Origin of the sequence: Streptomyces laurentii (assembly GCF_040635425.1) — a bacterium.
Taxonomy (GTDB): Bacteria; Actinomycetota; Actinomycetes; order Streptomycetales; family Streptomycetaceae; genus Streptomyces; species Streptomyces laurentii.
The window spans coordinates 1-21494 of record NZ_JBEYHT010000033.1 but is presented as its reverse complement, the minus strand read 5'-3'; the positions used below and the strand labels follow the sequence as shown (position 1 = coordinate 21494).

Sequence of the window (21494 nt, the reverse complement as noted above, 5' to 3'; positions counted from 1 at the left end):
ACGATTACTCGCGGAACGACGGGAAGCACGGGAAGCGATGTCTGTCACGGTAGATGGGGACAAGTCAGGATCGGTTCCGGGTCGCCTGCGCCGGATCGTGCGCGGGCCACGCCCCGAAAGGGTCCCCGCACTCGTCGGTACGGCCTGCACGCTGATCGGTCTGATCGATGTCGCGGCGGGGGTCTTCCCCCGTTTCCGCGCCAGCCGGATGCACGCCGTCGCCGAGGTCCTCCCCGGCACGCTCGGGCCGCTCTCCGCGGCCCTGTCGCTCAGCGTCGGCATCCTGCTGCTGCTCCTCGCGCACGGCCTCAAGCGCGACAAGCGCCGCGCCTGGCGTGCCGCCGTCGTGCTGCTGCCGCTCGGGGCCGTCGCCCAGTTCGCCTGGCGGCACTCCGTCACCGGCGCCGTGCTGTCGCTCGCGCTCCTCGCGCTGCTGGTCCGGCACCGCGGCCAGTTCGCGGCGCTGCCCGACCCCCGCAGCCGCTGGCGCGCGGTCGCCAACTTCGTCCTCATGGGCGCCGGCTCGATCGTCCTCGGCCTGGTCATCGTCAGCGCCCACCCGCGCCGCGTGGTCGGCAGCCCCAGCCTCACCGACCGCCTCGAACACGTCCTGTACGGCCTGTTCGGCTTCGAGGGCCCCGTCGCCTACACCGGCGACACCGACTGGACCGTCGGCTACTCCCTCGGCGCCCTCGGCATGCTGACCGCCCTCACCACCGCGTACCTCGCCTTCCGCCCCGAGCACCCGGCCGCCCGGCTCACCGAGGACGACGAGACCCGGCTGCGCGCCCTGCTCGCGCAGCACGGCGCCCGCGACTCCCTCGGCCACTTCGCGCTCCGCCGCGACAAGGGCGTCGTCTTCTCCCCCAGCGGCAAGGCCGCCGTCTGCTACCGCGTCGTCTCCGGCGTCATGCTCGCCAGCGGCGACCCCATCGGCGATGTCGAGGCCTGGCCCGGCGCCATCGAACGCTTCATGGACGAGGCCAAGGCGCACTCCTGGACCCCCGCCGTCATGGGCTGCTCCGAGACCGGCGGCCAGGTCTGGACCCGCGAGACCGGCCTCGACGCACTCGAACTCGGCGACGAGGCCATCGTCGACGTCGCCGATTTCTCCCTGTCCGGCCGCGCGATGCGCAACGTACGCCAGATGGTCAAGCGCATCGAGCGCAACGGCTACACCACCAAGGTCCGCCGTGTCCGCGACCTCAGCGACGGCGAGCTCGCCCGGATCCGCCGCGCCGCCGAGGACTGGCGCGGCACCGACACCGAGCGCGGCTTCTCCATGGCCCTCGGCCGCATCGGCGGCCCCGGCGACGGGGACGCGGTGATAGCGACCGCCCACAAAGACGACGCCGAGGGCCCCGACGGGGCCGGCGGCGCCGGGGACGGCTCCGCCTCCCCGTACGGCGACCTGAAGGCGATCATCCACTTCGTCCCGTGGGGCCCCGACGGCATGTCGCTCGAACTCATGCGCCGCGACCGCGCCGCCGACCCCGGCATGAACGAACTCCTGATCGTCGCCGCCCTCCAGCAGTCCCCCCGCCTCGGCATCGAGCGGATCTCCCTCAACTTCGCCATGTTCCGCGCCGCCCTGGCCCGCGGCGAGAAGATCGGCGCCGGACCCGTCCTGCGGATGTGGCGCGGGCTGCTCGTCTTCCTCTCCCGCTGGTTCCAGATCGAGTCGCTGTACAAGTTCAACGCCAAGTTCCAGCCACGCTGGGAGCCCCGCTTCGTCGTCTACCGCAAGAGCAGCGACCTGCCCCGCATCGGCTTCGCCGCCATGCAGGCCGAGGGCTTCGTGAACGTCTCCCTGCCGCTCCCCCGGCTCTTCGCCCGCCGCTCCCGCGCCCGCGGCCCGCAGCCCTGTGCCCACCTCACCCCCACCTCCTCCGACCAGGAGATGCGCGCGGCCTGAAACGCGGCCGGAAACCACCCCCTACGCTGGAGGCATGAGTACGACGATCGACCGGGGCACGGCCCTCGGCCTGCCGGAGTGGGACCGCTGCGCGGTCATGGGCGTGGTCAACGTGACCCCCGACTCCTTCTCCGACGGCGGGCGCTGGTTCGACACCACGGCCGCCATCAAGCACGGCCTCGACCTCGTCGCCCAGGGTGCCGACCTCGTCGACGTCGGCGGCGAGTCCACCCGGCCGGGCGCGCCCCGCGTCGACGAGGACGAGGAACTCCGCCGCGTCGTCCCCGTCGTCCGCGGCCTCGCCGCCGAGGGCGTCACGGTCTCCGTCGACACCATGCGCGCCTCCGTCGCCGCCCGGGCGGTGGCCGCCGGCGCCGCCCTCGTCAACGACGTCAGCGGCGGCCTCGCCGACCCCGCCATGGTCCCCGCCGTCGCCGCCGCCGAGGTCCCGTTCGTCGTCATGCACTGGCGCGGCTTCAGCGACACCATGAACAGCCGCGCCGTCTACCAGGACGTCGTCGGCGAGGTCGTCGCCGAGCTTCGCGCGCGTATGGAGGCCGTCGTCGACGGCGGCATAGCCCCCGAGCGGCTGATCGTCGACCCCGGCCTCGGCTTCGCCAAGCTCGCCCCGCACGACCTCGCGCTCGTCGCGCACCTCCCCGAGCTGCGCGCCCTCGGCCGGCCGCTGCTCGTCGCCGCCTCGCGCAAGCGCTTCCTCGGCCATGTCCTCACCACCCACGAGGGCGCCGCCCCGCCGCCCGCGCGCGAGCGCGACGCCGCCACCGCCGCGGTCTCCGCCCTCGCCGCCCACGAGGGCGCCTGGGCCGTCCGGGTCCACGAGGTGCGGGCCACCGCCGACGCCGTACGGGTCGCCAGAGCCGTCGAAGGAGCCCGGTGACCGGCGGCCGCGGGGACTCAGACAGCCGGGACACGGGCGCGGGCGCCGGGCGCGGCCGGGACCACGACGCGGGCCGGGACCACGACGCGGGCCGGGACGACGACGCGGGCCTGTATGGGCGTGCGGGCCGGGACAGGGGTACGGGCCACGGGCGGGCCGGCGGCGGCCACCGGGCAGCGGACCGGGCGGCCGTGGAGGCCGCCAACACCGCCTTCTACGAGGCCGTGGAACAGGGCGACTTCGACACCGTCAGCGACCTCTGGCTCGACGACGGCGGCACCCCCGTCTCCTGCGTCCACCCCGGCTGGCCCGTGCTCAGCGGGCGCGGCGAGGTGCTCCGCTCGTACGCCCTGATCATGGCGAACACGGACTACATCCAGTTCTTCCTCACCGACGTCGAGATCTCGCTCGCCGACGACATCGCCGTGCTCACCTGTACCGAGAACATCCTCAGCGGCGGGCCCGCCGAGGACGGTGCCGCGCTCGGCCCGCTCGTCGGGCAGCTCGTCGTCGCGACGAATGTCTTCCGCCGTGCGCCCGACGGGTGGAAGGTGTGGTCCCACCACGGTTCTCCGGTCATCCCGGAGACGGATGCGGATGACACCGGCAATCCGGACCATCCAGACGACGCCGGCGGCCCCCTGACCACCTGAGGCCACGGCCTCACCTGACGCACCTGCGGCACCACCCACCGCGACGGCCGTTCACACGCCCCGCAAAAGCGCAGGTCAGAGCAGCAGAGCCGGACGGGGTCGCGGTCCGGGCCAGAGCCCCCGGCCCGGCCGTCGGACCCCGCAGGTAGATTCGACGGTGGACACCCGGCCGTCCGAACGGGCCGGAGCTGGCCAAACCGAACGCACGACAGGTACGACAGGCAGGAGTGATTCGCGTGGATCGTGTCGCGCTGCGCGGCCTCAAGGCCCGAGGGCATCACGGCGTCTTCCCCAAGGAGCGCGAGGAGGGCCAGACCTTCATCGTCGACGTCACGCTCGGCCTCGACACCCGCCCAGCCGCCGCCGACGACGACCTGACGAAGACCGTCCACTACGGCATCGTCGCCGAGGAGGTCGTGGAGATCGTCCGGGGCGAGCCCGTCGACCTCGTCGAGACCCTCGCCGAGCGCATCGCCGAACAGTGCCTCAAGCACGCCGAGGTCGAGGAGGTCGAGGTCGTGGTCCACAAGCCGGACGCACCGATCACCGTCCCCTTCGACGACGTGACCGTCACCATCACCCGGAGCCGCGCATGAAGCACCCGCAGAGTGATCCCACCGTGCAGCCCGTCCCGGCCGCCGTCACCGCGGCCGTCGACGCGGCCGACATCACCCTCTCGAACCCGAAGTGGGCCGTCCTCGCCCTCGGCTCGAACCTCGGCAACCGCCTGGAGACCCTCCAGGGCGCCGTGGACGCGCTGGAGGACACCCCCGGCCTCCGGGTGAAGGCCGTCTCCCCCGTCTACGAGACCGAGCCCTGGGGCGTCGAGCCCGGCACCCAGCCCTCGTACCTCAACGCCGTCGTCCTCGTGAAGACCACCCTGCCGCCGTCCTCGCTCCTGGAGCGGGCCCAGGCGATCGAGGAGGCCTTCGACCGGGTCCGCGACGAGCGCTGGGGCGCCCGCACGATCGACGTCGACATCATCACGTACGCCGATGTCGTCTCCGACGATCCGGTCCTCACCCTCCCGCACCCGCGGGCCCACCTGCGCGCGTTCGTCCTCGCCCCGTGGCACGACGTCGCCCCGGACGCCGCGCTGCCCGGTCACGGCACCGTCGCCGACCTGCTCGCCGCCGTCGGCCGCGACGGCATCGTGGCGCGCGGCGACCTGGAACTGCGGCTGCCCGAGTAGTCGTTAATCTCGTCAGAGACCGTCCGCCCGCCCCGACGAAGGACACCCGGTGAAACAACTGCGGCTCAAGGTGCTCGCCGGACTGTTCGTCGCCGCCGGCATCCTCTCCTGGGGCGCCACCCGCCTCTGGGACGCGCTCGGCACGCTCCCCAGCGTGCCGCTCGCCGCGCCCATCGTGCTCGCGGTCATCGCCGTCGTCCTCACCGCCACGGCCCTCTCGCTCCGCGCCCGGCTCAAGGCCCAGCGCGAGCGCCGTCCCGGTGCCAAGGGCGTCGAACCGCTGATGGCCGCCCGCGCCGTCGTCTTCGGCCAGGCCAGCGCGCTCGTCGCCGCCCTCGTCGCCGGCCTGTACGGCGGCATCGGCGTCTTCCTGCTCGGCTCCCTCGACATCCCCGCCCGCCGCGACCAGGCCCTCTACGCGGGCCTCTCCGTCGTCGCGGGCATCGGCGTCATCGCCGCCGCCCTCTTCCTGGAGCGCGTCTGCAAGCTCCCGGAGGACGACGACCACGACACCCCGGGCCGCGCCCCGGTCTCCTGACCCACCGCCATACGGCACGACGAAGCCCCTGGGCCGACCGGTCAGGCCGGCCCCAGGGGCTTCGTCACGGGGACGCCGATCCGCCGCGGATCAGCGCGCCAGTATCAGGGACATCGCCTCGGCGCGCGTGGTCGCGTCCCGGAGCTGGCCGCGGACGGCCGAGGTGGTCGTCTTCGCGCCGGGCTTGCGGACGCCGCGCAGGGTCATGCACATGTGCTCGGCCTCGATCACGACGATCGCGCCGCGGGCTTCCAGGATCTCCATGAGCGAGTCGGCGATCTGCGTGGTCAGCCGCTCCTGGACCTGGGGACGGCGGGCGAAGACGTCGACCAGGCGGGCCAGCTTCGACAGGCCGGTGATCTTCCCGGACTCCGCCGGGATGTAGCCGATGTGCGCCACCCCGTGGAACGGGAGCAGATGATGCTCACAGGTCGCCATCAGCTCGATGTCCTTCACCAGGACCATCTCGTCGTGGCCCAGGTCGAAGGTCGTGGTGAGCACCTCCTCCGGCTTCTGCCAGAGGCCCGCGAACAGCTCCTTGTACGCCCGCGCCACGCGCGCCGGCGTCTCGCGCAGGCCCTCGCGGTCCGGGTCCTCACCGACCGCGAGCAGCAGCTCCCGTACGGCGGCCTCGGCGCGCTTCTCGTCGTACTCGCCGATCGTGCCCTCGCCGTCCAGCGTCACCGGGTCGGTCATGTGTGCCTCGTTCCGTCTGTCTACTGACATGGCGCGAAATAGGCCGCGCCCCCACAGGCTAAAACCTGCGGGGGCGCGGCTTCCATTCCGGGGCCCGGCCGTCGGTCTCCCGGCGGCCGGCTCAGGTCCGGCGTCAGGCGTCCGGGGTGTCCTCGGGGGTCACCTCGATCGTCTTGGTGGTGTCCACCGGCGGCGTCGTGGAGGAGCCGTTGGCGCTGTTGGTCAGGGCCAGCTCCTTCGGCGAGAGCACCGGCGGGCGGGTGGAGGGCGTACGGCGGGCCGAACCGGTCCAGGCCGGACGGGCCGGGCGCTTGATGATCGACGAGAAGACCTCGGCGATCTCCTCCTTGCCCAGGGTCTCCTTCTCCAGGAGCGCCAGGACCAGGTTGTCGAGGACGTCGCGGTTCTCGACCAGGATCTCCCACGCCTCGTTGTGCGCGGTCTCGATGAGCTTCTTGACCTCTTCGTCGACCAGCGCGGCGACCTCTTCCGAGTAGTCGCGCTGGTGCGCCATCTCGCGGCCGAGGAAGGGCTCGGTGTTGTCGCCGCCGAACTTGATGGCGCCGAGCCGCTCGGTCATGCCGTACTGCGTGACCATCGCGCGGGCCGTGGCGGTGGCCTTCTCGATGTCGTTCGCGGCGCCGGTGGTCGGGTCGTGGAAGACCAGTTCCTCGGCGGCGCGCCCGCCCAGCATGTAGGCGAGCTGGTCGAGCATCTCGTTGCGCGTGGTCGAGTACTTGTCCTCGTCGGGCAGGACCATGGTGTAGCCCAGGGCCCGGCCGCGGGACAGGATGGTGATCTTGTGGACCGGGTCGGAGTTCGGGGAGGCCGCCGCGACCAGGGCGTGTCCGCCCTCGTGGTACGCGGTGATCTTCTTTTCCTTGTCCGACATGATCCGGGTCCGCTTCTGCGGACCGGCGACCACGCGGTCGATGGCCTCGTCGAGCGACGCGTTGTCGATCAGCTTCTTGTCCGAGCGGGCGGTGAGGAGCGCCGCCTCGTTGAGGACGTTGGACAGATCGGCACCGGTGAAGCCGGGGGTGCGGCGGGCGACGGCGCCGAGGTCGACGTCCGGGGCGACCGGCTTGCCCTTCTGGTGGACCTTGAGGATCTCCAGACGGCCCTGCATGTCCGGGCGGTCGACGGCGATCTGCCGGTCGAAGCGGCCGGGGCGCAGGAGGGCCGGGTCGAGGATGTCGGGCCGGTTGGTGGCGGCGATCAGGATGACGCCGCCCTTCACGTCGAAGCCGTCCATCTCGACGAGCAGCTGGTTGAGGGTCTGCTCGCGCTCGTCGTGGCCGCCGCCGAGGCCGGCGCCGCGGTGACGGCCGACCGCGTCGATCTCGTCGACGAAGACGATGGCCGGGGCGTTGGCCTTGGCCTGCTCGAAGAGGTCGCGGACACGGGAGGCGCCGACACCGACGAACATCTCGACGAAGTCGGAGCCGGAGATCGAGTAGAACGGCACTCCGGCCTCGCCGGCGACGGCGCGGGCGAGGAGGGTCTTGCCCGTTCCGGGCGGGCCGTAGAGCAGCACACCCTTCGGGATCTTGGCGCCGACGGCCTGGAACTTGGCTGGCTCCTGGAGGAATTCCTTGATCTCGTGGAGTTCCTCGACGGCCTCGTCGGAACCGGCGACGTCCGCGAAGGTCGTCTTCGGGGTGTCCTTGGTGATCAGCTTGGCCTTGGACTTCCCGAAGTTCATGACTCGGGAGCCGCCGCCCTGCATCTGGTTCATCAGGAAGAGGAAGACGACCACGATGAGGACGAAGGGCAGCAGGGAGAGCAGGACCGAGACGAACGGGGACTGCTTCGTCGGAGAGACCGTGTAGCCCTCCTTGAGCTGCCCGGCCTCGAACTTCTCCTGGAGCTTGTCGGCCAGCGTGACACCCTGGGTGCCGATGTAGTTGGCCTGGACCTTGCTGCTCTTGTTGATCTGGACACCGTCGACGAGGTCGATCTTCACGACCTGTTCGTCACCGGTGGTGATCTTTGCGGTTTTGACCTGGTTCTTGTCGATCGCCTGGACGACCTTGCCGGTGTCCACCGTCTTGTAGCCCTCGGACGAGCCGACGACCTGCATCAGCACGACCACGGCGAGGACGGCCAGCACGATCCACATGACCGGCCCACGGAAGTATCGCTTCACGTCCATCCATACGGGGCGTAAGCGGCGCCCCGTCCCTCCTGCCCGTAGGTGAATGCTGTTAGGGAAATGCTGCTGTGAAGAGCTGCGGTGTGAAAAAGCTGTTCTTCGGACGGTACCCCAGCATCGGCGCCCGCGACCGCCTTCCCATGCTTCAACGGAAGGAAGACGGTGCGGGTTCCCCGGGGCGCCGGGTTCTCAGCCGCCGTAGACGTGCGGGGCGAGGGTGCCGACGAACGGGAGGTTCCGGTACTTCTCGGCGTAGTCCAGGCCGTATCCCACGACGAACTCGTTGGGGATGTCGAAGCCGACCCACTTCACGTCGAGGGCGACCTTCGCGGCCTCCGGCTTGCGCAGGAGGGTGCAGACCTCGAGGGAGGCCGGCTCGCGCGAACCGAGGTTCGACAGGAGCCAGGACAGGGTCAGGCCCGAATCGATGATGTCCTCGACGATCAGGACGTGCCGTCCCTTGATGTCGGTGTCGAGGTCCTTGAGGATCCGGACCACGCCGGAGGACTGGGTGCCTGCTCCGTAGGAGGAGACGGCCATCCAGTCCATGGTGACGGGGGAGGACAGCGTGCGCGCCAGGTCCGCCATCACCATCACGGCGCCCTTGAGGACACCGACGATGAGCAGGTCCTTGCCCGCGTACTCCGCGTCGATCTTCGCGGCCAGCTCGGCCAGCTTCGCGTCGATCTCTTCCTTGGTGATGAGCACCGACTGGAGGTCGGTGCCCATGTCCTTCTCGTTCACCCGGGTCACTTTCGTTGCAGCTTGCGACTTTGCTGTCAGCCTTGCCGAATGACCAGTCTGCCACCCTGACGCAGTGCCTCGACGCGGCCGGGCAGGTTGATGGCCCCCTGACCACGCCATCCGGTGATCAGCCGGTCGACTTCCTCGATGTGCCGGGCGAAGAGGGAACCGGCGGGAGCGCCCTCGGCGATCACGGCACGGCGCAGGACGCGGCGGCGTACGGCGGGGGGCAGTCCGGAGAGCTTCGCGCACTCGAGGCGGCCCGCCTCGTCGCGGACGTCGGCCTCCGCGTGGGCGGCCCAGGCGTCGAGGGCGTCGGCGTCGTCGCGGGAGAGCTGGGCGGTCCGGGCGAGGGCTTCGACGACGCCCTTGCCGAGGGCTTTCTCCAGGGCGGGCAGGCCCTCGTGGCGGAGCCGGGAGCGGGTGTAGGCGGGGTCGGTGTTGTGCGGGTCGTCCCAGATGGCCAGTTCCTGGGCGATGCAGGCCTTGCGGACGGTCTGGCGGTCGAGTTCCAGGAAGGGGCGGCGGTAGCGGCCGGCGACGCCGGAGACGGCGGCCATGCCGGACAGGGAGCGGATCCCGGAGCCGCGGGCGAGGCCGAGGAGGACGGTTTCGGCCTGGTCGTCGCGGGTGTGGCCGAGCAGGATGCCGGTGGCGCCGTGGCGTTCGGCGGCGGCGTCGAGGGCGGCGTAGCGGGCGTCGCGGGCCGCGGCCTCGGGGCCGACGCGGCGGGCGGCGGTGCCGGTGTAGGCGGCTCCGTGGGCGGCGGCGGTGGATTCGGGGCCGACGGTGACGGCGATGGTCTCGACGGGGTCGAGGCCGAGGGCGGTCATCCGGTCGGCGACCTCGCGGGCGCGCTGGCCGGAGCCCTGCTGGAGGCCGTGGTCGACGGTGACGCCGCCGGCCCGGACGTCGAGTTTGCGCGCCTCGAAGGCGAGCGCGGAGGCGAGGGCCATGGAGTCGGCGCCGCCGGAGCAGGCGACGAGCACGAGCGGGTGTCCGCCGGGGGGCGTGCCGGGAGCCCGGCCGGTGGTCCGGTGCTCGGTGAGAACGTCGTGGAGTACGCGGCGGACCGCCAGGCGTATCGCCGCGACCGCAGGATGGGGACCCATGTCCGGTGCCCTTCGTGGAGAGTGTGGGGTGCCTCGATCGGAGTCTTAACGGCCGGGGGTGGGGGTTCGGTCACTCGCTTCGGTCACTCAGAGTGCGTCGATGGTGACAGAACCCGGCCGCTGCCCGAGCATTGCACGCCTTACCCGCCGTCTACGGTCCCTCGGACGGGTGATTGGCGGGGTGTGCGGGGTTCTCGGTTGTTCGACCGCCGGTCAGGGTGTCCGTCCGGCATGTTCCCGGGGCATGTCCGTCCGGCGCGTCCGCCCGGCGTACTCGTCCTACGAGCCTACGAGTCCGCCTTCCGGTGCACCCGCGCCACCCACTCCGCGGGCCGGGTGATCTCGGACTTGGTGGGGAGGGTGTTGGGGGAGGTCCAGACGCGGTTGAAGCCTTCCATGCCGACCTGGTCGACGACGGCGCGGACGAAGCGTTCGCCGTCGCGGTACTGGCGGAGTTTGGCGTCGAGGCCGAGGAGTTTGCGCAGCGCGAGGTCGAGCCGGGAGGCGCCGCGGGCGCGGCGCTGCTGGAACTTCTCGCGGATCTCGGCGACGGTGGGCACGACGTCGGGGCCGACGCCGTCCATGACGTAGTCGGCGTGGCCTTCGAGGAGCGACATGACGGCGGTGAGGCGGCCGAGGATCTCGCGCTGTTCGGGGGTCTGGACGAGTTCGACGAGGGTGGGGCCGGGTTCTCCCTGTTCGCCTTCGGGGCGGTTGCCGCCGGCGAGGGCCTGGGCGGCTTCGCGCAGGCGTTCGACGACGGTGGCGGGGTCGACGTCGGTGGCGGCGAGGAAGCCCTGGATCTCGCCCTGGAGGTGGTCGCGCAGCCAGGGGACGGCGGTGAACTGGGTGCGGTGGGTCTCCTCGTGGAGGCAGACCCAGAGGCGGAAGTCGCGGGGGGTGACGTCCAGCTCGCGTTCGACGTGGACGATGTTGGGCGCGACGAGCAGCAGCCGCCCACCGCCGCCCGCGGCGGCGGGCAGGTCGCGGGTGGCGGGGGCGAAGGTCTCGTACTGGCCGAGGATGCGGGAGGCCAGGAAGGACAGGAGCATGCCCAGTTCGACGCCGGTGACCTTGCCGCCGACGGCGCTGAGGACGGCGCCGCCGGGGGTGCCGGAGCGGCGTTCGCGCATCTTGTCGAGCAGCGGGGTGAGGAGTTCGCGGAAGCCGGCGACGTTGGCCTTGACCCAGCCGGCCCGGTCGACGACGAGGACGGGGGTGTCGTCCGGTTCGTGGCCCTCGGGGATCATCCGGGTGTAGGCGCGGACATGGGCCTCGGCGGCCTTCGCGTGCTCGCGGAGTTCGGCGACGACGCGGCGGGCCTCGTCGCGGCTCACCTCCGGGCCGGGCCGGACGAGACGGGTCGCCGTCGCGACGGCGAGATTCCAGTCGACCATCCCCGATGTGCCTGCACCACCGATGCTCGTCATGCGTCAACCGTACGTTCTCGGCGCCCGATCGGTGAGGGTTCGGGCGCCGGTTCGGGGACGGTTCCGGGGCGGCCCGGCGGATGCCTCGGGGGTGTCTCGGGGTGGGGATCAGGGATCGTTCGGGGCCGGGTCGGGGGTGGCCCGGGGCCGGAGCCGGGAAGGGTCCCTCCGAGCGGGCCCGGACGGCGGTCCGGTGAGTCCGCCGGGTCAGTGCGGGGACGTGGCGGTCCGGGCGGGCCGGGCCAGGGCGGTGGAGAGCCGGTCGAGGGCGGTCTGGGCGGCGTCGGGCGCGCTGGTCCGGCCGGCGAGGAAGGCGAAGGCGAGGAGGCGGCCGGAGGGGGTGACGACGGTGCCGGCGAGGGTGTTGACGCCGGTGAGGGTGCCGGTCTTGGCGTGGACGAGACCGGCGCCGGCGGTGGTGGCGGCGGTGCCGTAGCGCTCGGCGAGGGTGCCGCTGAAGCCGCCGACGGGCAGGCCGGTGAGGACGGGCCGCAGGGCGGGGCGGGCCGGGTCGGCCGCCCGGGTGAGGACGCCGGTGAGCAGGGCGCCGGTGACCTTGCCGGCGCGGTCGAGTCCGCTGCCGTCGGCGAACCGGGTGCCGGCGAGCGGGAGGCCGAGGCGGGCGAGTTCGTCGTGGACGGCCCGCTCCGCGCCGGCGAAGCTCGCGGGCTTCTTGTGGGCGAGGGCGGTCTGCCGGACCAGGGCCTCGGCGAGGTCGTTGTCGCTGTAGGTGAGGGTGCGTTCGACGAGGTCGTCGAGGCGTGCCGACTCGGTACGGGCGAGAGGGCGGGCGCTCTTCGGGGCCCTGCCGGGCCGGGGGTCGCCCTCGACCGTGAGGCCGGCCTTCTCCAGGTAGCCGGCGAAGGCGGCGGCGGTGTCGCGGGCCGGGTCGGTGCTGCGGTCCGCGGGGCCGTGGTGACTGTGGTCGAGCCGGCCCTCGTCGGTCATGAGGGCGGTGACCGGGGCGATGTTCTCGTTGGGCCCTATGGGGTGGAGGACGGGGCCCTGGTAGAGGCTCGTGTCGTACGCGAGGCGGACGGCGGTGTCGGGGCCGGAGGCACCGGACGCACCGGACGCGCTCGGGGCCTTCAGGGCCCGGGCGGTGGCATCGGCGAGGGCCTTGAGGCGCGTGTGGTCGAGGGTGGGGTCGCCGCCGCCGACGAGGGTGACGGTGCGCCCGTCGGGGCTGCCGACGGTGGTGGTCGCGATGCGGTGCTCGGGGCCGAGGGCGGACAGCGCGGCGGTCGTCGTGGCGATCTTCACGGTCGACGCGGGCGTCATCGGGGTGCCCGCGCCCACGCCGTACAGCCGCTTGCCGGTGGTGGCGTCGACGACGGTGGCGGTGCGCAGCGGGCCGAGTCCGGGGTCGGCGAGCAGCGGCCCGAGCAGGGCGGCGAGGGCGGCGGGGTCGTCGCCCGGCCGGGTGATCGTCGAGGGTTTGGTGTTGCCGTGGCTGCCGGACCCGTCGGTCAGGCCGAGGGCGCCGAGCACCGCGGGGGCGCTGGGGGCGGGCGCGGGCCGGCGCGGGTCCCCGGCGGCGGAGTCGGGGGAGTGATGTGCGCCACCTCGCGCACCGGCGGTGACCGCGCGGTCCCGCTCGGCCTTACGCTGACCGGAGTCCCACGGGCCGGCCACGGCGACGGCGCCCACGGCCAGGGCCAGACCGAGCACGGCGGAGCCCGCCACGACCTGCCAGGTTCTCGGCTCAGGCATGTGGCGACCAGCCCCTTTCGCGATCGACTGCGGGTGTGAGAGACACTTAACCACCGCGCGTCGTCGCGAGCATTGACATGTGTTGATTCAGGAGGAGATCCACCCGTGGAGTTCGACGTCACCATCGAGATCCCGAAGGGGTCGCGGAACAAGTACGAGGTCGACCACGAGACCGGTCGGATCCGCCTGGACCGCCGCCTCTTCACGTCGACCGCCTACCCGGCGGACTACGGCTTCGTCGAGAACACCCTCGGTGAGGACGGCGACCCGCTGGACGCCCTCGTCATCCTGGACGAGCCGACCTTCCCGGGCTGCCTCATCAAGTGCCGCGCCATCGGCATGTTCCGCATGACGGACGAGGCCGGCGGCGACGACAAGCTGTTGGTCGTCCCGGCGACGGACCCGCGCATGGAGCACCTGCGCGACATCCACCACGTGCCGGAGTTCGACCGCCTCGAGATCCAGCACTTCTTCGAGGTCTACAAGGACCTGGAGCCCGGCAAGTCCGTCGAGGGCGCCGACTGGGTCGGCCGCGCCGAGGCCGAGGCCGAGATCGTGAAGTCGTACGAGCGCTTCAAGGAGGAGGGCGGCCACTGACGGTCCCCCGACTCGCGGAAGGGCGGCGCACCTGCCGAGGTGCGCCGCCCTTCGCGCGTACATACTGGGCTTCAGCCGAACCGGAATGGGATCGGGCGGTACGGGTACCAGGCCGGAATGAGGGCGGACAGAGTGGTGGCGGAACCGGAGGAGCCCGACGAGGCGCCGGAGGACCGGAAGCCGCAATCGGACGAGGCGCGCAGCGCGTTCGTCCCGCCGGTCGGGGTGGAACCGCGCGAACCGGTGGAGGACGAGCCGCATTCGACGACGTCGGAGTTCGCGCTGCCGAGCGGGCTCGCGCCGGAACCCCCGCCGGCACCGGAGCAGGAAGGTTCCGCCTTCGCGACGCCGTCGACCTATTCGGCCAAGACGTCGCCGCCCGCGTTCACTCCCGCGTACGGGATACCGCTGGTCCGGATGGCGGAGGACGCCCCCTGGCAGGACCGGATGCGGACCATGCTGCGGCTGCCGCTGGCCGACCGGCCGGTGCCGGAGGCCGCCCGCAAGACCGACGAGGCGGGGCCGCCGGTCGCCCGAGTCTTCGACCTGACGCTGCGTATCGGCGAGCTGCTGCTCGCGGGCGGTGAGGGCGCGGAGGACGTCGAGGCGGCGATGTTCGCGATCTGCCGCTCGTACGGGCTCGACCGCTGCGAGCCGACGGTGACGTTCACGCTGCTGTCGATCACGTACCAGCCGTCGCTGGTGGACGACCCGGTGACCGCGAACCGTACGGTCCGGCGCCGGGGCACCGACTACACCCGCCTCGCGGCGGTCTACCAGCTGCTCGCCGACATCGCCGACCCGGAGCACGACGTGCCGCCGGAGGAGGCGTACCGGCGGCTCGCGGAGATCCGGCGCAACCGGCACCCGTATCCCGGCTGGTTCCTCACGGTCGCGGCCGGTGTGCTGGCCGGGGCGGCGTCGGTGCTGCTCGGCGGCGGTCCGACGGTGTTCTTCGTGGCGGCGCTCGGCGCGATGCTGGGCGACCGGCTGGCGTGGCTGTGCGCGGGGCAGGGGCTGCCGGAGTTCTACCAGTTCCTGGTCGCGGCGATGCCGCCGGCGGCGATGGGGGTGGCGCTGACACTGCTCCACGCGGACCTGCGGCCGTCGGCGGTGATCACCGGTGGCCTGTTCGCGCTGATCCCGGGGCGGGCGCTGGTCGCGGCCGTCCAGGACGGTCTGACCGGCTTCTACATCACGGCGTCGGCCCGGCTCCTGGAAGTCGGCTACTTCTTCGTGGCGATCGTGGTGGGCGTGCTGTCGGTGCTGTACCTGGCGGTGCAGGTCGGGGCGCCGCTGAACCCGGAGGGCGTGCTGCGGCCGGTGGAACGGCCGGTGGTCCAGATCCTGGCGTCGATGGTGCTGTGCGCGACCTTCGCGATCCTGCTCCAGCAGTCGCGGTCGACGGTGCTGTTCGCGACGCTGAACGGCGGCGTGGCGTGGGTCATCTACGCGTCGATAGCGGTGACGGCGGGCGGGTCCGCGGTCGTGTCGACGGCGGTGGCGGCCGGTCTGGTCGGCCTGTTCGGGCAGCTGATCGCCCGCTACCACCACACGTCGTCGCTGCCGTACGTGACGGCGGCCATCGGGCCGCTGCTGCCCGGTTCGGCGATGTACTTCGGTGTCCTCGCCATAGCCCAGAACAACCTGGACCAGGGCTTCACCTCGCTGGCGAAGGCGGCGGCGCTGGCGCTGGCGATCGCCATCGGCGTGAACCTCGGAGGCGAACTGGCCCGCATGTTCATGCAGGCCCCGGGCGCGGCCGCGGCCCGCAGGGCGGCGAAGCGGACCCGAGGCTTCTGACCTGCGGCGATACGCCGACGCGTCGATACACCGATGGCCCGGTTCTCCCGTCGGGGAGAACCGGGCCATCGGTGTATCGGTGTACTGGTGTACCGGTGTATCGGCTGAGGTCAGCGCTTGGCGTGGCGGCCGCGCTCGGCGGGCGGGGTGGGGGCACCGGGGGTGCCGTACGCGTCGTACTGCTCCGGGGCCGGGGCCGGGTTCTTCTTGGACTGCGAGCGGGCCCGCAGGACCTCGATGACGACCGGAACGACGGAGATCAGGACGATCCCGACGAGGATCAGCTCGATGTGCTTGTTGACGAACTCGATCTTGCCGAGCGCGGAGCCGAGCAGCGTCACGCCGGCGCCCCACAGCACGCCGCCGATGAGGTTGTAGACGATGAAGGAGCGGTAGTTCATCCGGCTGACGCCGGCGATGATCGGCGTGAAGGTCCGGACGATCGGCACGAAGCGGGCCAGGATCAGGGACTTCGGGCCGTGCTTCTCGAAGAACTCGTGCGCCTTCTCGACGTTCTCCTGCTTGAACAGCTTGGAGTCGGGTCGCTTGAAGAGGGCCGGGCCGACCTTGCGGCCGAAGAGGTAGCCGACCTGGTCGCCGAGCACGGCCGCGGCGACGATCATCGTGCACATCAGCCACAGCGGGTAGTCGAGCTTGCCCGTGGTGACGAGCAGACCGGTGGTGAAGAGCAGCGAGTCACCGGGCAGGAAGAAGCCGATGAGCAGGCCGGACTCGGCGAAGACGATGGCGAGGACACCGATCGGACCGAAGGTCTGGATCAGATAGTCCGGGTCCAGCCAGCTCGGTCCGAGGGCAAGCGTGTTCACGGGTTCCGGACTCCTGCGGTCGGTGGGGGCGGGGCGAAGGGCGTGCGAAGGATTGTCGTACGGACAGCCCTGTCCAAGCTATCAACGCGAAGTGAACACCCCCAGTTCCTGCGGCGCGCGCCCGGGGGCCCCGGTGGATCGTCCGGGGATCACTCCGGGGTGGATGAGGGGCGTGTCCGGGATCGGTCAGGGATTTCCCTGATGCGTACGATCTTCGCGAAAGCCAAGCTTATGTTCAGGAGGTACACGCACATGGGTATCGAGGAGTACGGCGGCGGCCAGACGTCCCAGTCGGACGTGCTGGTGGTGACGACCAACGACGTGCCGGGGTACGAGGTCAAGCAGGTCATCGGCGAGGTGTTCGGCCTGACCGTGCGCTCGCGGCACATCGGCAGCCAGATAGGCGCCGGGCTGAAGTCGCTGGTCGGCGGCGAGCTGAAGGGTCTGACGAAGACCCTGGTGGAGACCCGCAACCAGGCGATGGAGCGGCTGATCGAGCAGGCGCGGGCGCGCGGCGCGAACGCGGTGCTGATGTTCCGCTTCGACGTCACCGAGGCCGCCGACGTGGGCACGGAGGTATGCGCCTACGGGACGGCCGTGGTGATCGCGCCGCGCGTCTGATCTTCCGGTTCGCCTGATCCTTTCGGAACGGGAAGGGTCAGGCGGCCAGGCGCCGGGCGTTCGCGTGGATGGCGGCGCGCAGGTGTTCCGCCAGCCCGTCGTGGATCGAGTCGTAGAAGGCCCGGTAGTTCTCGTCGGAGACATAACTCTCGGCGAGGTGCCGGTGGACGGTCGGATGGCAGTCGAAGAACCAGGTGGCGATGTGGGCGCGGTGGGCCTCGGCGAGATCCATCGCGGCCGCTGAGCCGGGCAGCTCGCCGGCGTCCATGAGAGCGGCGTAGGCGGTGCCCCACGCGTCGATCTCGTTCTTCATGCGCTGCCAGTCGTCCTTGGTGTAGTCGGCGACGCGTTCCCGAGTACGCGCGTAGGTGTCGGTGTCGCCCCAGCGGCGGGCCGACTCCTCCGCGTACCGCTCGGGGTCCTTGTGGCCGAAGACCTCGAACTTCTCCTCGGGCGTGAGATTGATGCCCATGCTTCTCGCCTCCATGGCGTGTGCGACGGCCGCCGCCATGCGCTGGAGTTCCCCGATGCGAGCCGTGAGCAGCCGGTGCTGCCGTCGCAGGTGGGCGCGCGGGTCGGCGCCGGGGTCGTCCAGGAGGACGGCGACCTCGTCGAGGGGGAAGCCCAGCTCCCGGTAGAACAGGATCTGCTGGAGCCGGTCGAGGTCGGCGTCGTCGTAGCGGCGGTGGCCCGCCGTGCTGCGGCCGCTCGGCGAGAGCAGTCCGATGGTGTCGTAGTGGTGCAGGGTGCGCACCGTGATCCCGGCGAATCCGGCGACCTGTCCGATCGCGTACTCCATCGGCTCCTCTCCCTTTCCTTTCCGTATCCGCTCGGCTTCCCCGTGCTGGTCGCGTCCCACTCTGGCTCCTGACGCGACGTGAGGTGCAAGCCCCGGATCTCGGGATGTCATGCCGCTTTTGCCCCCTTATGGTGGGCCCGTGGCCGTCGAAGCACCCGCTCCCACTCCCGTCCCCGGGACGCCTCTCAAGACGCTGCTGCCGCAGATCCTGCCCGCACTCGTGGTCGGGGTGGGCTCGGGGCTGCTGTTCCTGGGGATCAGCGGGCTGGCCGAGCAGCTGCAGCACGTGCTGTGGTCCACCGTCCCGGACGCGCTGGGGATCGGCCGCTACTCGGCGCTGTGGATGATCACCATGCTCACGGCGACCGGGATCGCGGTGGGTCTGGTCGTCTGGAAGGTGTACGGGCACGCCGGCCCCGATCCGGCGACCTCCGGGCTCGGCGGGCCGCCACTCGCCGCCGGGGTGGTGCCGGGCCTGCTGCTCGCCAGCACCCTGTCGCTGGCCGGCGGCGTCAGCCTCGGCCCGGAGAACCCGACGATCGCCGCGGCCATCGCCCTCGCGTACTGGCTCGGCCGGATGGTGACCCGGCCGGGCCGGCCGGCGCCGCCGGGCGAGGCGTGGGTGGCGCTGGCGACCGCGGGGACCTTCGGCGCCCTGTTCGGTACGCCGGTGGCCGCCGCGCTCGTCCTGTCCGAGGCGCTCGCGGTGAAGCCGCCGGCGCCCGGGCACCATCCGGCGGCCGGCGGTTCGCTGTGGGACCGGCTGTTCGCGCCGCTGGTGGCGGCCGGGGCCGGCTCGCTGACCACCCAGCTGGTCTCGCACCCCAGCTTCGACATGGGGCTGCCGCCGCTCGACTCCCCCGGCTTCGGGGATCTGCTCACCGCCCTCGTCGTCGCCCCGCTCGCCGCGCTCTTCGGTCTGCTCGCCTGCTACGTCTTCCCCGCCCTCCACCGGGCTTTCGGCCGGCTGCGGCACCCGATGCTGATGCTGCCGCTCGGCGGGCTCGTCCTCGGCCTGCTGGGGGTGCTCGGCGGGCATCTGACGCTCTTCAAGGGCCTCGCCGAGACCCGGGAGCTGGTCGCCTCCGCCGATTCCTACGGCGCGGGCGAGCTGCTGCGCCTGTCCGTGGTGAAGGCGGTCGCGCTGCTGGTCGCCGCGGCCTCGGGTTTCCGCGGCGGCCGGGTCTTCCCGGTGGTCTTCGTCGGCGCCGCGTTCGGGCTGCTCGCCCCGGCGCTGGTGCCCGGGGTCCATCCGGCGGTGGCGGTCTCCTCCGCCGTCCTCGGCGTGGTGCTCGCCACCACCCGGCAGGGGTGGGTGAGCCTCTTCGTCGCCGCGGCCGTCGCCGCCTCCCCGGCGATCCTGGCGCTGCTCTGCCTCGCCTCCCTGCCCGCCTGGCTCGTCGTCACCGGCCGTCCCCTCCTGGAACTCGACGAGGACGGCCACGCCCTGCACTGAGCCCGCACCCCCGTACCCCCGCGTCCCCCGTATCCCCAGGTCCACCCGTACACCGCACACCGCACACCCGCATCCCGTACCGGAAGGAGTCCACCGTGGCGCTGCACAAGGGCCCCCAGGAGGAGCCGGAGGCCGAGCTGTTCCGCCGGCTCTCCCTCAACCCGTTCTACGGCGAGGCCAATCCCGTCGGCGGCATGACCGAGGCCCCGCCCCGCCACCGGCTGCCCGACGGGCCGCTGCCGCCGATGAGCGCCTACCAGCTGGTCCGCGACGAGCTGATGCTCGACGGCAATTCACGCCTCAACCTGGCCACCTTCGTCACCACCTGGATGGAGCCGCAGGCCGGGGTGCTGATGAACGACTGCCGCGACAAGAACATGATCGACAAGGACGAGTACCCGCGCACCGCCGAACTGGAGCGCCGCTGCGTCGCCATGCTCGCCCAGCTGTGGAACGCACCCGACCCGTCGGCCGCCGTCGGCTGCTCCACCACCGGTTCGTCCGAGGCGTGCATGCTCGCCGGCATGGCGCTCAAGCGGCGCTGGACGAAGCGCAACGCCGACCGCTACCCCGGCGCCCGCCCCAACCTGGTCATGGGCGTCAACGTGCAGGTCTGCTGGGAGAAGTTCTGCAATTTCTGGGAGGTCGAGCCCCGGCTCGTCCCCATGGAGGGCGACCGCTTCCACCTCGACGCCGAGTCCGCCGCCGCGCTCTGCGACGAGAACACCATCGGTGTCGTCGCCGTCCTCGGCTCCACCTTCGACGGTTCCTACGAGCCCGTCGCCGACATCTGCGCCGCGCTCGACGCCCTCCAGGAACGGACCGGCCTCGACATCCCCGTGCACGTCGACGGCGCGTCCGGCGCCATGATCGCGCCGTTCGTCGACGAGGACCTGGAGTGGGACTTCCGGCAGCCCCGGGTGTCGTCGATCAACACCTCCGGGCACAAGTACGGGCTCGTCTACCCGGGGGTCGGCTGGGCGTTGTGGCGCACGCCCGACGAGCTGCCCGAGGAGCTGGTGTTCCGGGTCAACTACCTGGGCGGCGAAATGCCGACCTTCGCGCTCAACTTCTCCCGGCCCGGCGCGCAGGTCGTCGCGCAGTACTACACGTTCCTGCGGCTGGGCCGCAGCGGCTACCAGGCGGTCCAGCAGACCGCCCGCGACATCGCCCGCGGACTCGCCGAACGGATCGACGCCCTGGGCGACTTCCGGCTCCTCACCCGGGGCGACCAGCTGCCGGTGTTCGCCTTCACCACCGGCCCGGACGTCACCGCGTACGACGTCTTCGACGTGTCGCGGCGGCTGCGCGAGAGCGGCTGGCTGGTCCCCGCGTACACCTTCCCCGCGAACCGGCAGGACCTGTCCGTGCTGCGCGTGGTCTGCCGCAACGGCTTCTCCGCCGACCTGGCCGAGCTGTTCCTGGAGGACCTGCGACGGCTGCTGCCCGAACTGCGGCGCCAGCCCCGCCCGTTCACCCACGACAAGGCGGCCGCGACCTCCTTCCACCACTGAGGCCCGCGGGCCTGCGGCATCGATGAGGCCCGCGGGCCCGGAGCATCGCCGAGGCACCGGCTCACGGCAGGCGCCGGCGCGCGGCCTCAGCGCGCGTACGGGTTCTCCCGCCCGTCGGTCAGGACGCCGACGAAGGGCTCCCCGCCCTCCCCCGCGAAGGTGTACGCGCCCGCCTCGATCCGCTCGATCAGCCCGGCCGTCCACGCCCGGCCGGCGTCGGCGGCGTGTGTCCAGAAGTGCATGATCTCGCCGATGTGGCCGAGCTGTCCGGGCCCGTCCTCCGGCGTGTAGTACGTGGTGACCTCCGCGCGCCACGCGTCCAGGCCGCGCAGCCGGGCCCGCAGCAGTTCCGTCACCTCGGCGCGCGGCAGGTCCACCATGAAGCCGATGCCGGCCGACAGGACGTCCGTGGCCTGGTCGTACGTGGCGAGGGCGGCGCGCAGCAGGCGCAGGTACTCCGCGCGGCCCGCGTCCGTGATCTCGTACTCGACGCGCGGCGGCCCGCCGACCGTGCTCGGCGCGCTCTCGTCGGCCCGCAGCAGTCCCTGCTTCGCCATGTGCTTGAGCGCGTGGTAGATCGAGCCGGGCTTGGCGTGGGACCACTCGTGCGCGCCCCAGTACTCCAGGTCGTTGCGGACCTGGTAGCCATGGGCGCGGCCGTGCTGCTTGACCGCGCCCAGGACGAGAAGACGGATGGCTGACATGCCCCGAGTCTAGTGAGGCACTGATCAACCTTGACTAGGGCCTTTCTTTTGGATCAGGCTGGATCAGGGAGCGGGGTCCGGTGCGTGTGATCGCAAGGCGGAGGAGGGAGACAACGCGGTGGGGGTA

At 71.9% G+C, this 21494-nt stretch carries 20 protein-coding genes; 11 read left to right on the top strand and 9 right to left on the bottom strand.

What is annotated here, in order from left to right; genetic code table 11:
• Positions 1-37: 37 nt before the first annotated feature.
• From ABZ693_RS20745 to ABZ693_RS20720, 6 genes are all read left to right on the top strand, one after another.
• Positions 38-1915: a phosphatidylglycerol lysyltransferase domain-containing protein gene (locus tag ABZ693_RS20745; RefSeq protein WP_359879186.1), complete on the top strand. Its 1878-nt coding sequence runs from the start codon at positions 38-40 to the stop codon at positions 1913-1915.
• A gap of 34 nt (positions 1916-1949) precedes the next feature.
• A complete protein-coding gene (gene folP / locus ABZ693_RS20740; RefSeq protein WP_359879184.1) occupies positions 1950-2813 on the top strand; it encodes a dihydropteroate synthase in 864 nt (287 codons plus the stop codon).
• Between the two features lie 110 nt (positions 2814-2923).
• Complete coding sequence (locus ABZ693_RS20735) at positions 2924-3466, top strand: nuclear transport factor 2 family protein (RefSeq protein WP_359879319.1); 543 nt, start codon at positions 2924-2926, stop codon at positions 3464-3466.
• A 236-nt stretch (positions 3467-3702) separates the two neighbouring features.
• The gene (folB, locus tag ABZ693_RS20730) at positions 3703-4062 is read left to right on the top strand and encodes a dihydroneopterin aldolase (protein WP_359879181.1); all 360 of its coding nucleotides are present in this window, start codon (positions 3703-3705) and stop codon (positions 4060-4062) included.
• The gene (gene folK / locus ABZ693_RS20725) at positions 4059-4658 is read left to right on the top strand and encodes a 2-amino-4-hydroxy-6-hydroxymethyldihydropteridine diphosphokinase (protein WP_359879178.1); all 600 of its coding nucleotides are present in this window, start codon (positions 4059-4061) and stop codon (positions 4656-4658) included. The genes folB and folK overlap by 4 nt, the downstream gene beginning before the upstream one ends.
• Positions 4659-4707: 49 nt before the next feature.
• Positions 4708-5196, top strand: a complete 489-nt coding sequence (locus tag ABZ693_RS20720) for a DUF3180 domain-containing protein (protein WP_359879176.1) — start codon at positions 4708-4710, stop codon at positions 5194-5196.
• A 90-nt stretch (positions 5197-5286) separates the two neighbouring features.
• Here ABZ693_RS20720 and folE read toward each other — a convergent pair whose 3' ends face one another.
• From folE to dacB, 6 genes are all read right to left on the bottom strand, one after another.
• Positions 5287-5892 (bottom strand): GTP cyclohydrolase I FolE, encoded by a 606-nt coding sequence (folE, locus tag ABZ693_RS20715; RefSeq protein WP_359879173.1) that lies wholly within the window; start codon positions 5890-5892, stop codon positions 5287-5289.
• A gap of 133 nt (positions 5893-6025) precedes the next feature.
• Positions 6026-8047, bottom strand: coding sequence for an ATP-dependent zinc metalloprotease FtsH (ftsH, locus tag ABZ693_RS20710; RefSeq protein ID WP_359879170.1), 2022 nt, complete (start codon positions 8045-8047; stop codon positions 6026-6028).
• 189 nt (positions 8048-8236) lie between these two features.
• Complete coding sequence (gene hpt, locus ABZ693_RS20705; protein ID WP_359879316.1) at positions 8237-8776, bottom strand: hypoxanthine phosphoribosyltransferase; 540 nt, start codon at positions 8774-8776, stop codon at positions 8237-8239.
• A gap of 50 nt (positions 8777-8826) precedes the next feature.
• The gene (tilS, locus tag ABZ693_RS20700) at positions 8827-9903 is read right to left on the bottom strand and encodes a tRNA lysidine(34) synthetase TilS (RefSeq protein WP_359879169.1); all 1077 of its coding nucleotides are present in this window, start codon (positions 9901-9903) and stop codon (positions 8827-8829) included.
• A gap of 287 nt (positions 9904-10190) precedes the next feature.
• Positions 10191-11333, bottom strand: a complete 1143-nt coding sequence (locus ABZ693_RS20695) for a zinc-dependent metalloprotease (protein WP_359879166.1) — start codon at positions 11331-11333, stop codon at positions 10191-10193.
• A 207-nt stretch (positions 11334-11540) separates the two neighbouring features.
• Positions 11541-13046: a D-alanyl-D-alanine carboxypeptidase/D-alanyl-D-alanine endopeptidase gene (gene dacB, locus ABZ693_RS20690; protein ID WP_359879164.1), complete on the bottom strand. Its 1506-nt coding sequence runs from the start codon at positions 13044-13046 to the stop codon at positions 11541-11543.
• A gap of 105 nt (positions 13047-13151) precedes the next feature.
• Here dacB and ABZ693_RS20685 point away from each other — a divergent pair, with 105 nt between their 5' ends.
• Both ABZ693_RS20685 and ABZ693_RS20680 read left to right on the top strand, forming a co-directional pair.
• Positions 13152-13643 carry an inorganic diphosphatase gene (locus ABZ693_RS20685; protein ID WP_359879161.1) on the top strand — a complete coding sequence of 164 codons (492 nt, stop codon included), beginning with the start codon at positions 13152-13154 and terminating at the stop codon, positions 13641-13643.
• A gap of 117 nt (positions 13644-13760) precedes the next feature.
• Positions 13761-15446: a threonine/serine exporter family protein gene (locus ABZ693_RS20680; RefSeq protein WP_359879158.1), complete on the top strand. Its 1686-nt coding sequence runs from the start codon at positions 13761-13763 to the stop codon at positions 15444-15446.
• Between the two features lie 110 nt (positions 15447-15556).
• On the opposite strand, the gene ABZ693_RS20675 is transcribed toward ABZ693_RS20680, so the two are convergent.
• Positions 15557-16273: a DedA family protein gene (locus ABZ693_RS20675; protein WP_359879156.1), complete on the bottom strand. Its 717-nt coding sequence runs from the start codon at positions 16271-16273 to the stop codon at positions 15557-15559.
• A gap of 252 nt (positions 16274-16525) precedes the next feature.
• Here ABZ693_RS20675 and ABZ693_RS20670 point away from each other — a divergent pair, with 252 nt between their 5' ends.
• Positions 16526-16894, top strand: a complete 369-nt coding sequence (locus ABZ693_RS20670; RefSeq protein ID WP_359879153.1) for a YbjQ family protein — start codon at positions 16526-16528, stop codon at positions 16892-16894.
• A 37-nt stretch (positions 16895-16931) separates the two neighbouring features.
• Here ABZ693_RS20670 and ABZ693_RS20665 read toward each other — a convergent pair whose 3' ends face one another.
• On the bottom strand, positions 16932-17693 hold the full coding sequence (locus ABZ693_RS20665; RefSeq protein ID WP_359879150.1) for a MerR family transcriptional regulator: 762 nt from the start codon (positions 17691-17693) through the stop codon (positions 16932-16934).
• A 139-nt stretch (positions 17694-17832) separates the two neighbouring features.
• Here ABZ693_RS20665 and ABZ693_RS20660 point away from each other — a divergent pair, with 139 nt between their 5' ends.
• A complete protein-coding gene (locus ABZ693_RS20660) occupies positions 17833-19149 on the top strand; it encodes an ion channel protein (RefSeq protein WP_359879147.1) in 1317 nt (438 codons plus the stop codon).
• Between the two features lie 95 nt (positions 19150-19244).
• Positions 19245-20663 carry a glutamate decarboxylase gene (gene gad / locus ABZ693_RS20655; protein ID WP_359879144.1) on the top strand — a complete coding sequence of 473 codons (1419 nt, stop codon included), beginning with the start codon at positions 19245-19247 and terminating at the stop codon, positions 20661-20663.
• Positions 20664-20749: 86 nt separating this feature from the next.
• Here gad and ABZ693_RS20650 read toward each other — a convergent pair whose 3' ends face one another.
• On the bottom strand, positions 20750-21367 hold the full coding sequence (locus ABZ693_RS20650) for a PadR family transcriptional regulator (protein WP_359879141.1): 618 nt from the start codon (positions 21365-21367) through the stop codon (positions 20750-20752).
• Positions 21368-21494: the final 127 nt, after the last annotated feature.

Excerpts from the sequence above, each read along its gene's own strand:
- ABZ693_RS20745 (WP_359879186.1), top strand. The coding sequence starts at position 38 with ATGTCTGTCACGGTAGATGGGGACAAGTCAGGATCGGTTCCGGGTCGC.
- ABZ693_RS20680 (WP_359879158.1), top strand. The coding sequence starts at position 13,761 with ATGAGGGCGGACAGAGTGGTGGCGGAACCGGAGGAGCCCGACGAGGCG.
- ABZ693_RS20665 (WP_359879150.1), bottom strand. The coding sequence starts at position 17,693 with ATGGAGTACGCGATCGGACAGGTCGCCGGATTCGCCGGGATCACGGTG.
- dacB (WP_359879164.1), bottom strand. The coding sequence starts at position 13,046 with ATGCCTGAGCCGAGAACCTGGCAGGTCGTGGCGGGCTCCGCCGTGCTC.
- tilS (WP_359879169.1), bottom strand. The coding sequence starts at position 9,903 with ATGGGTCCCCATCCTGCGGTCGCGGCGATACGCCTGGCGGTCCGCCGC.
- folE (WP_359879173.1), bottom strand. The coding sequence starts at position 5,892 with ATGACCGACCCGGTGACGCTGGACGGCGAGGGCACGATCGGCGAGTAC.
- hpt (WP_359879316.1), bottom strand. The coding sequence starts at position 8,776 with ATGGGCACCGACCTCCAGTCGGTGCTCATCACCAAGGAAGAGATCGAC.
- ABZ693_RS20695 (WP_359879166.1), bottom strand. The coding sequence starts at position 11,333 with ATGACGAGCATCGGTGGTGCAGGCACATCGGGGATGGTCGACTGGAAT.
- folK (WP_359879178.1), top strand. The coding sequence starts at position 4,059 with ATGAAGCACCCGCAGAGTGATCCCACCGTGCAGCCCGTCCCGGCCGCC.
- ABZ693_RS20670 (WP_359879153.1), top strand. The coding sequence starts at position 16,526 with ATGGGTATCGAGGAGTACGGCGGCGGCCAGACGTCCCAGTCGGACGTG.
- folP (WP_359879184.1), top strand. The coding sequence starts at position 1,950 with ATGAGTACGACGATCGACCGGGGCACGGCCCTCGGCCTGCCGGAGTGG.
- ABZ693_RS20650 (WP_359879141.1), bottom strand. The coding sequence starts at position 21,367 with ATGTCAGCCATCCGTCTTCTCGTCCTGGGCGCGGTCAAGCAGCACGGC.
- ftsH (WP_359879170.1), bottom strand. The coding sequence starts at position 8,047 with ATGGACGTGAAGCGATACTTCCGTGGGCCGGTCATGTGGATCGTGCTG.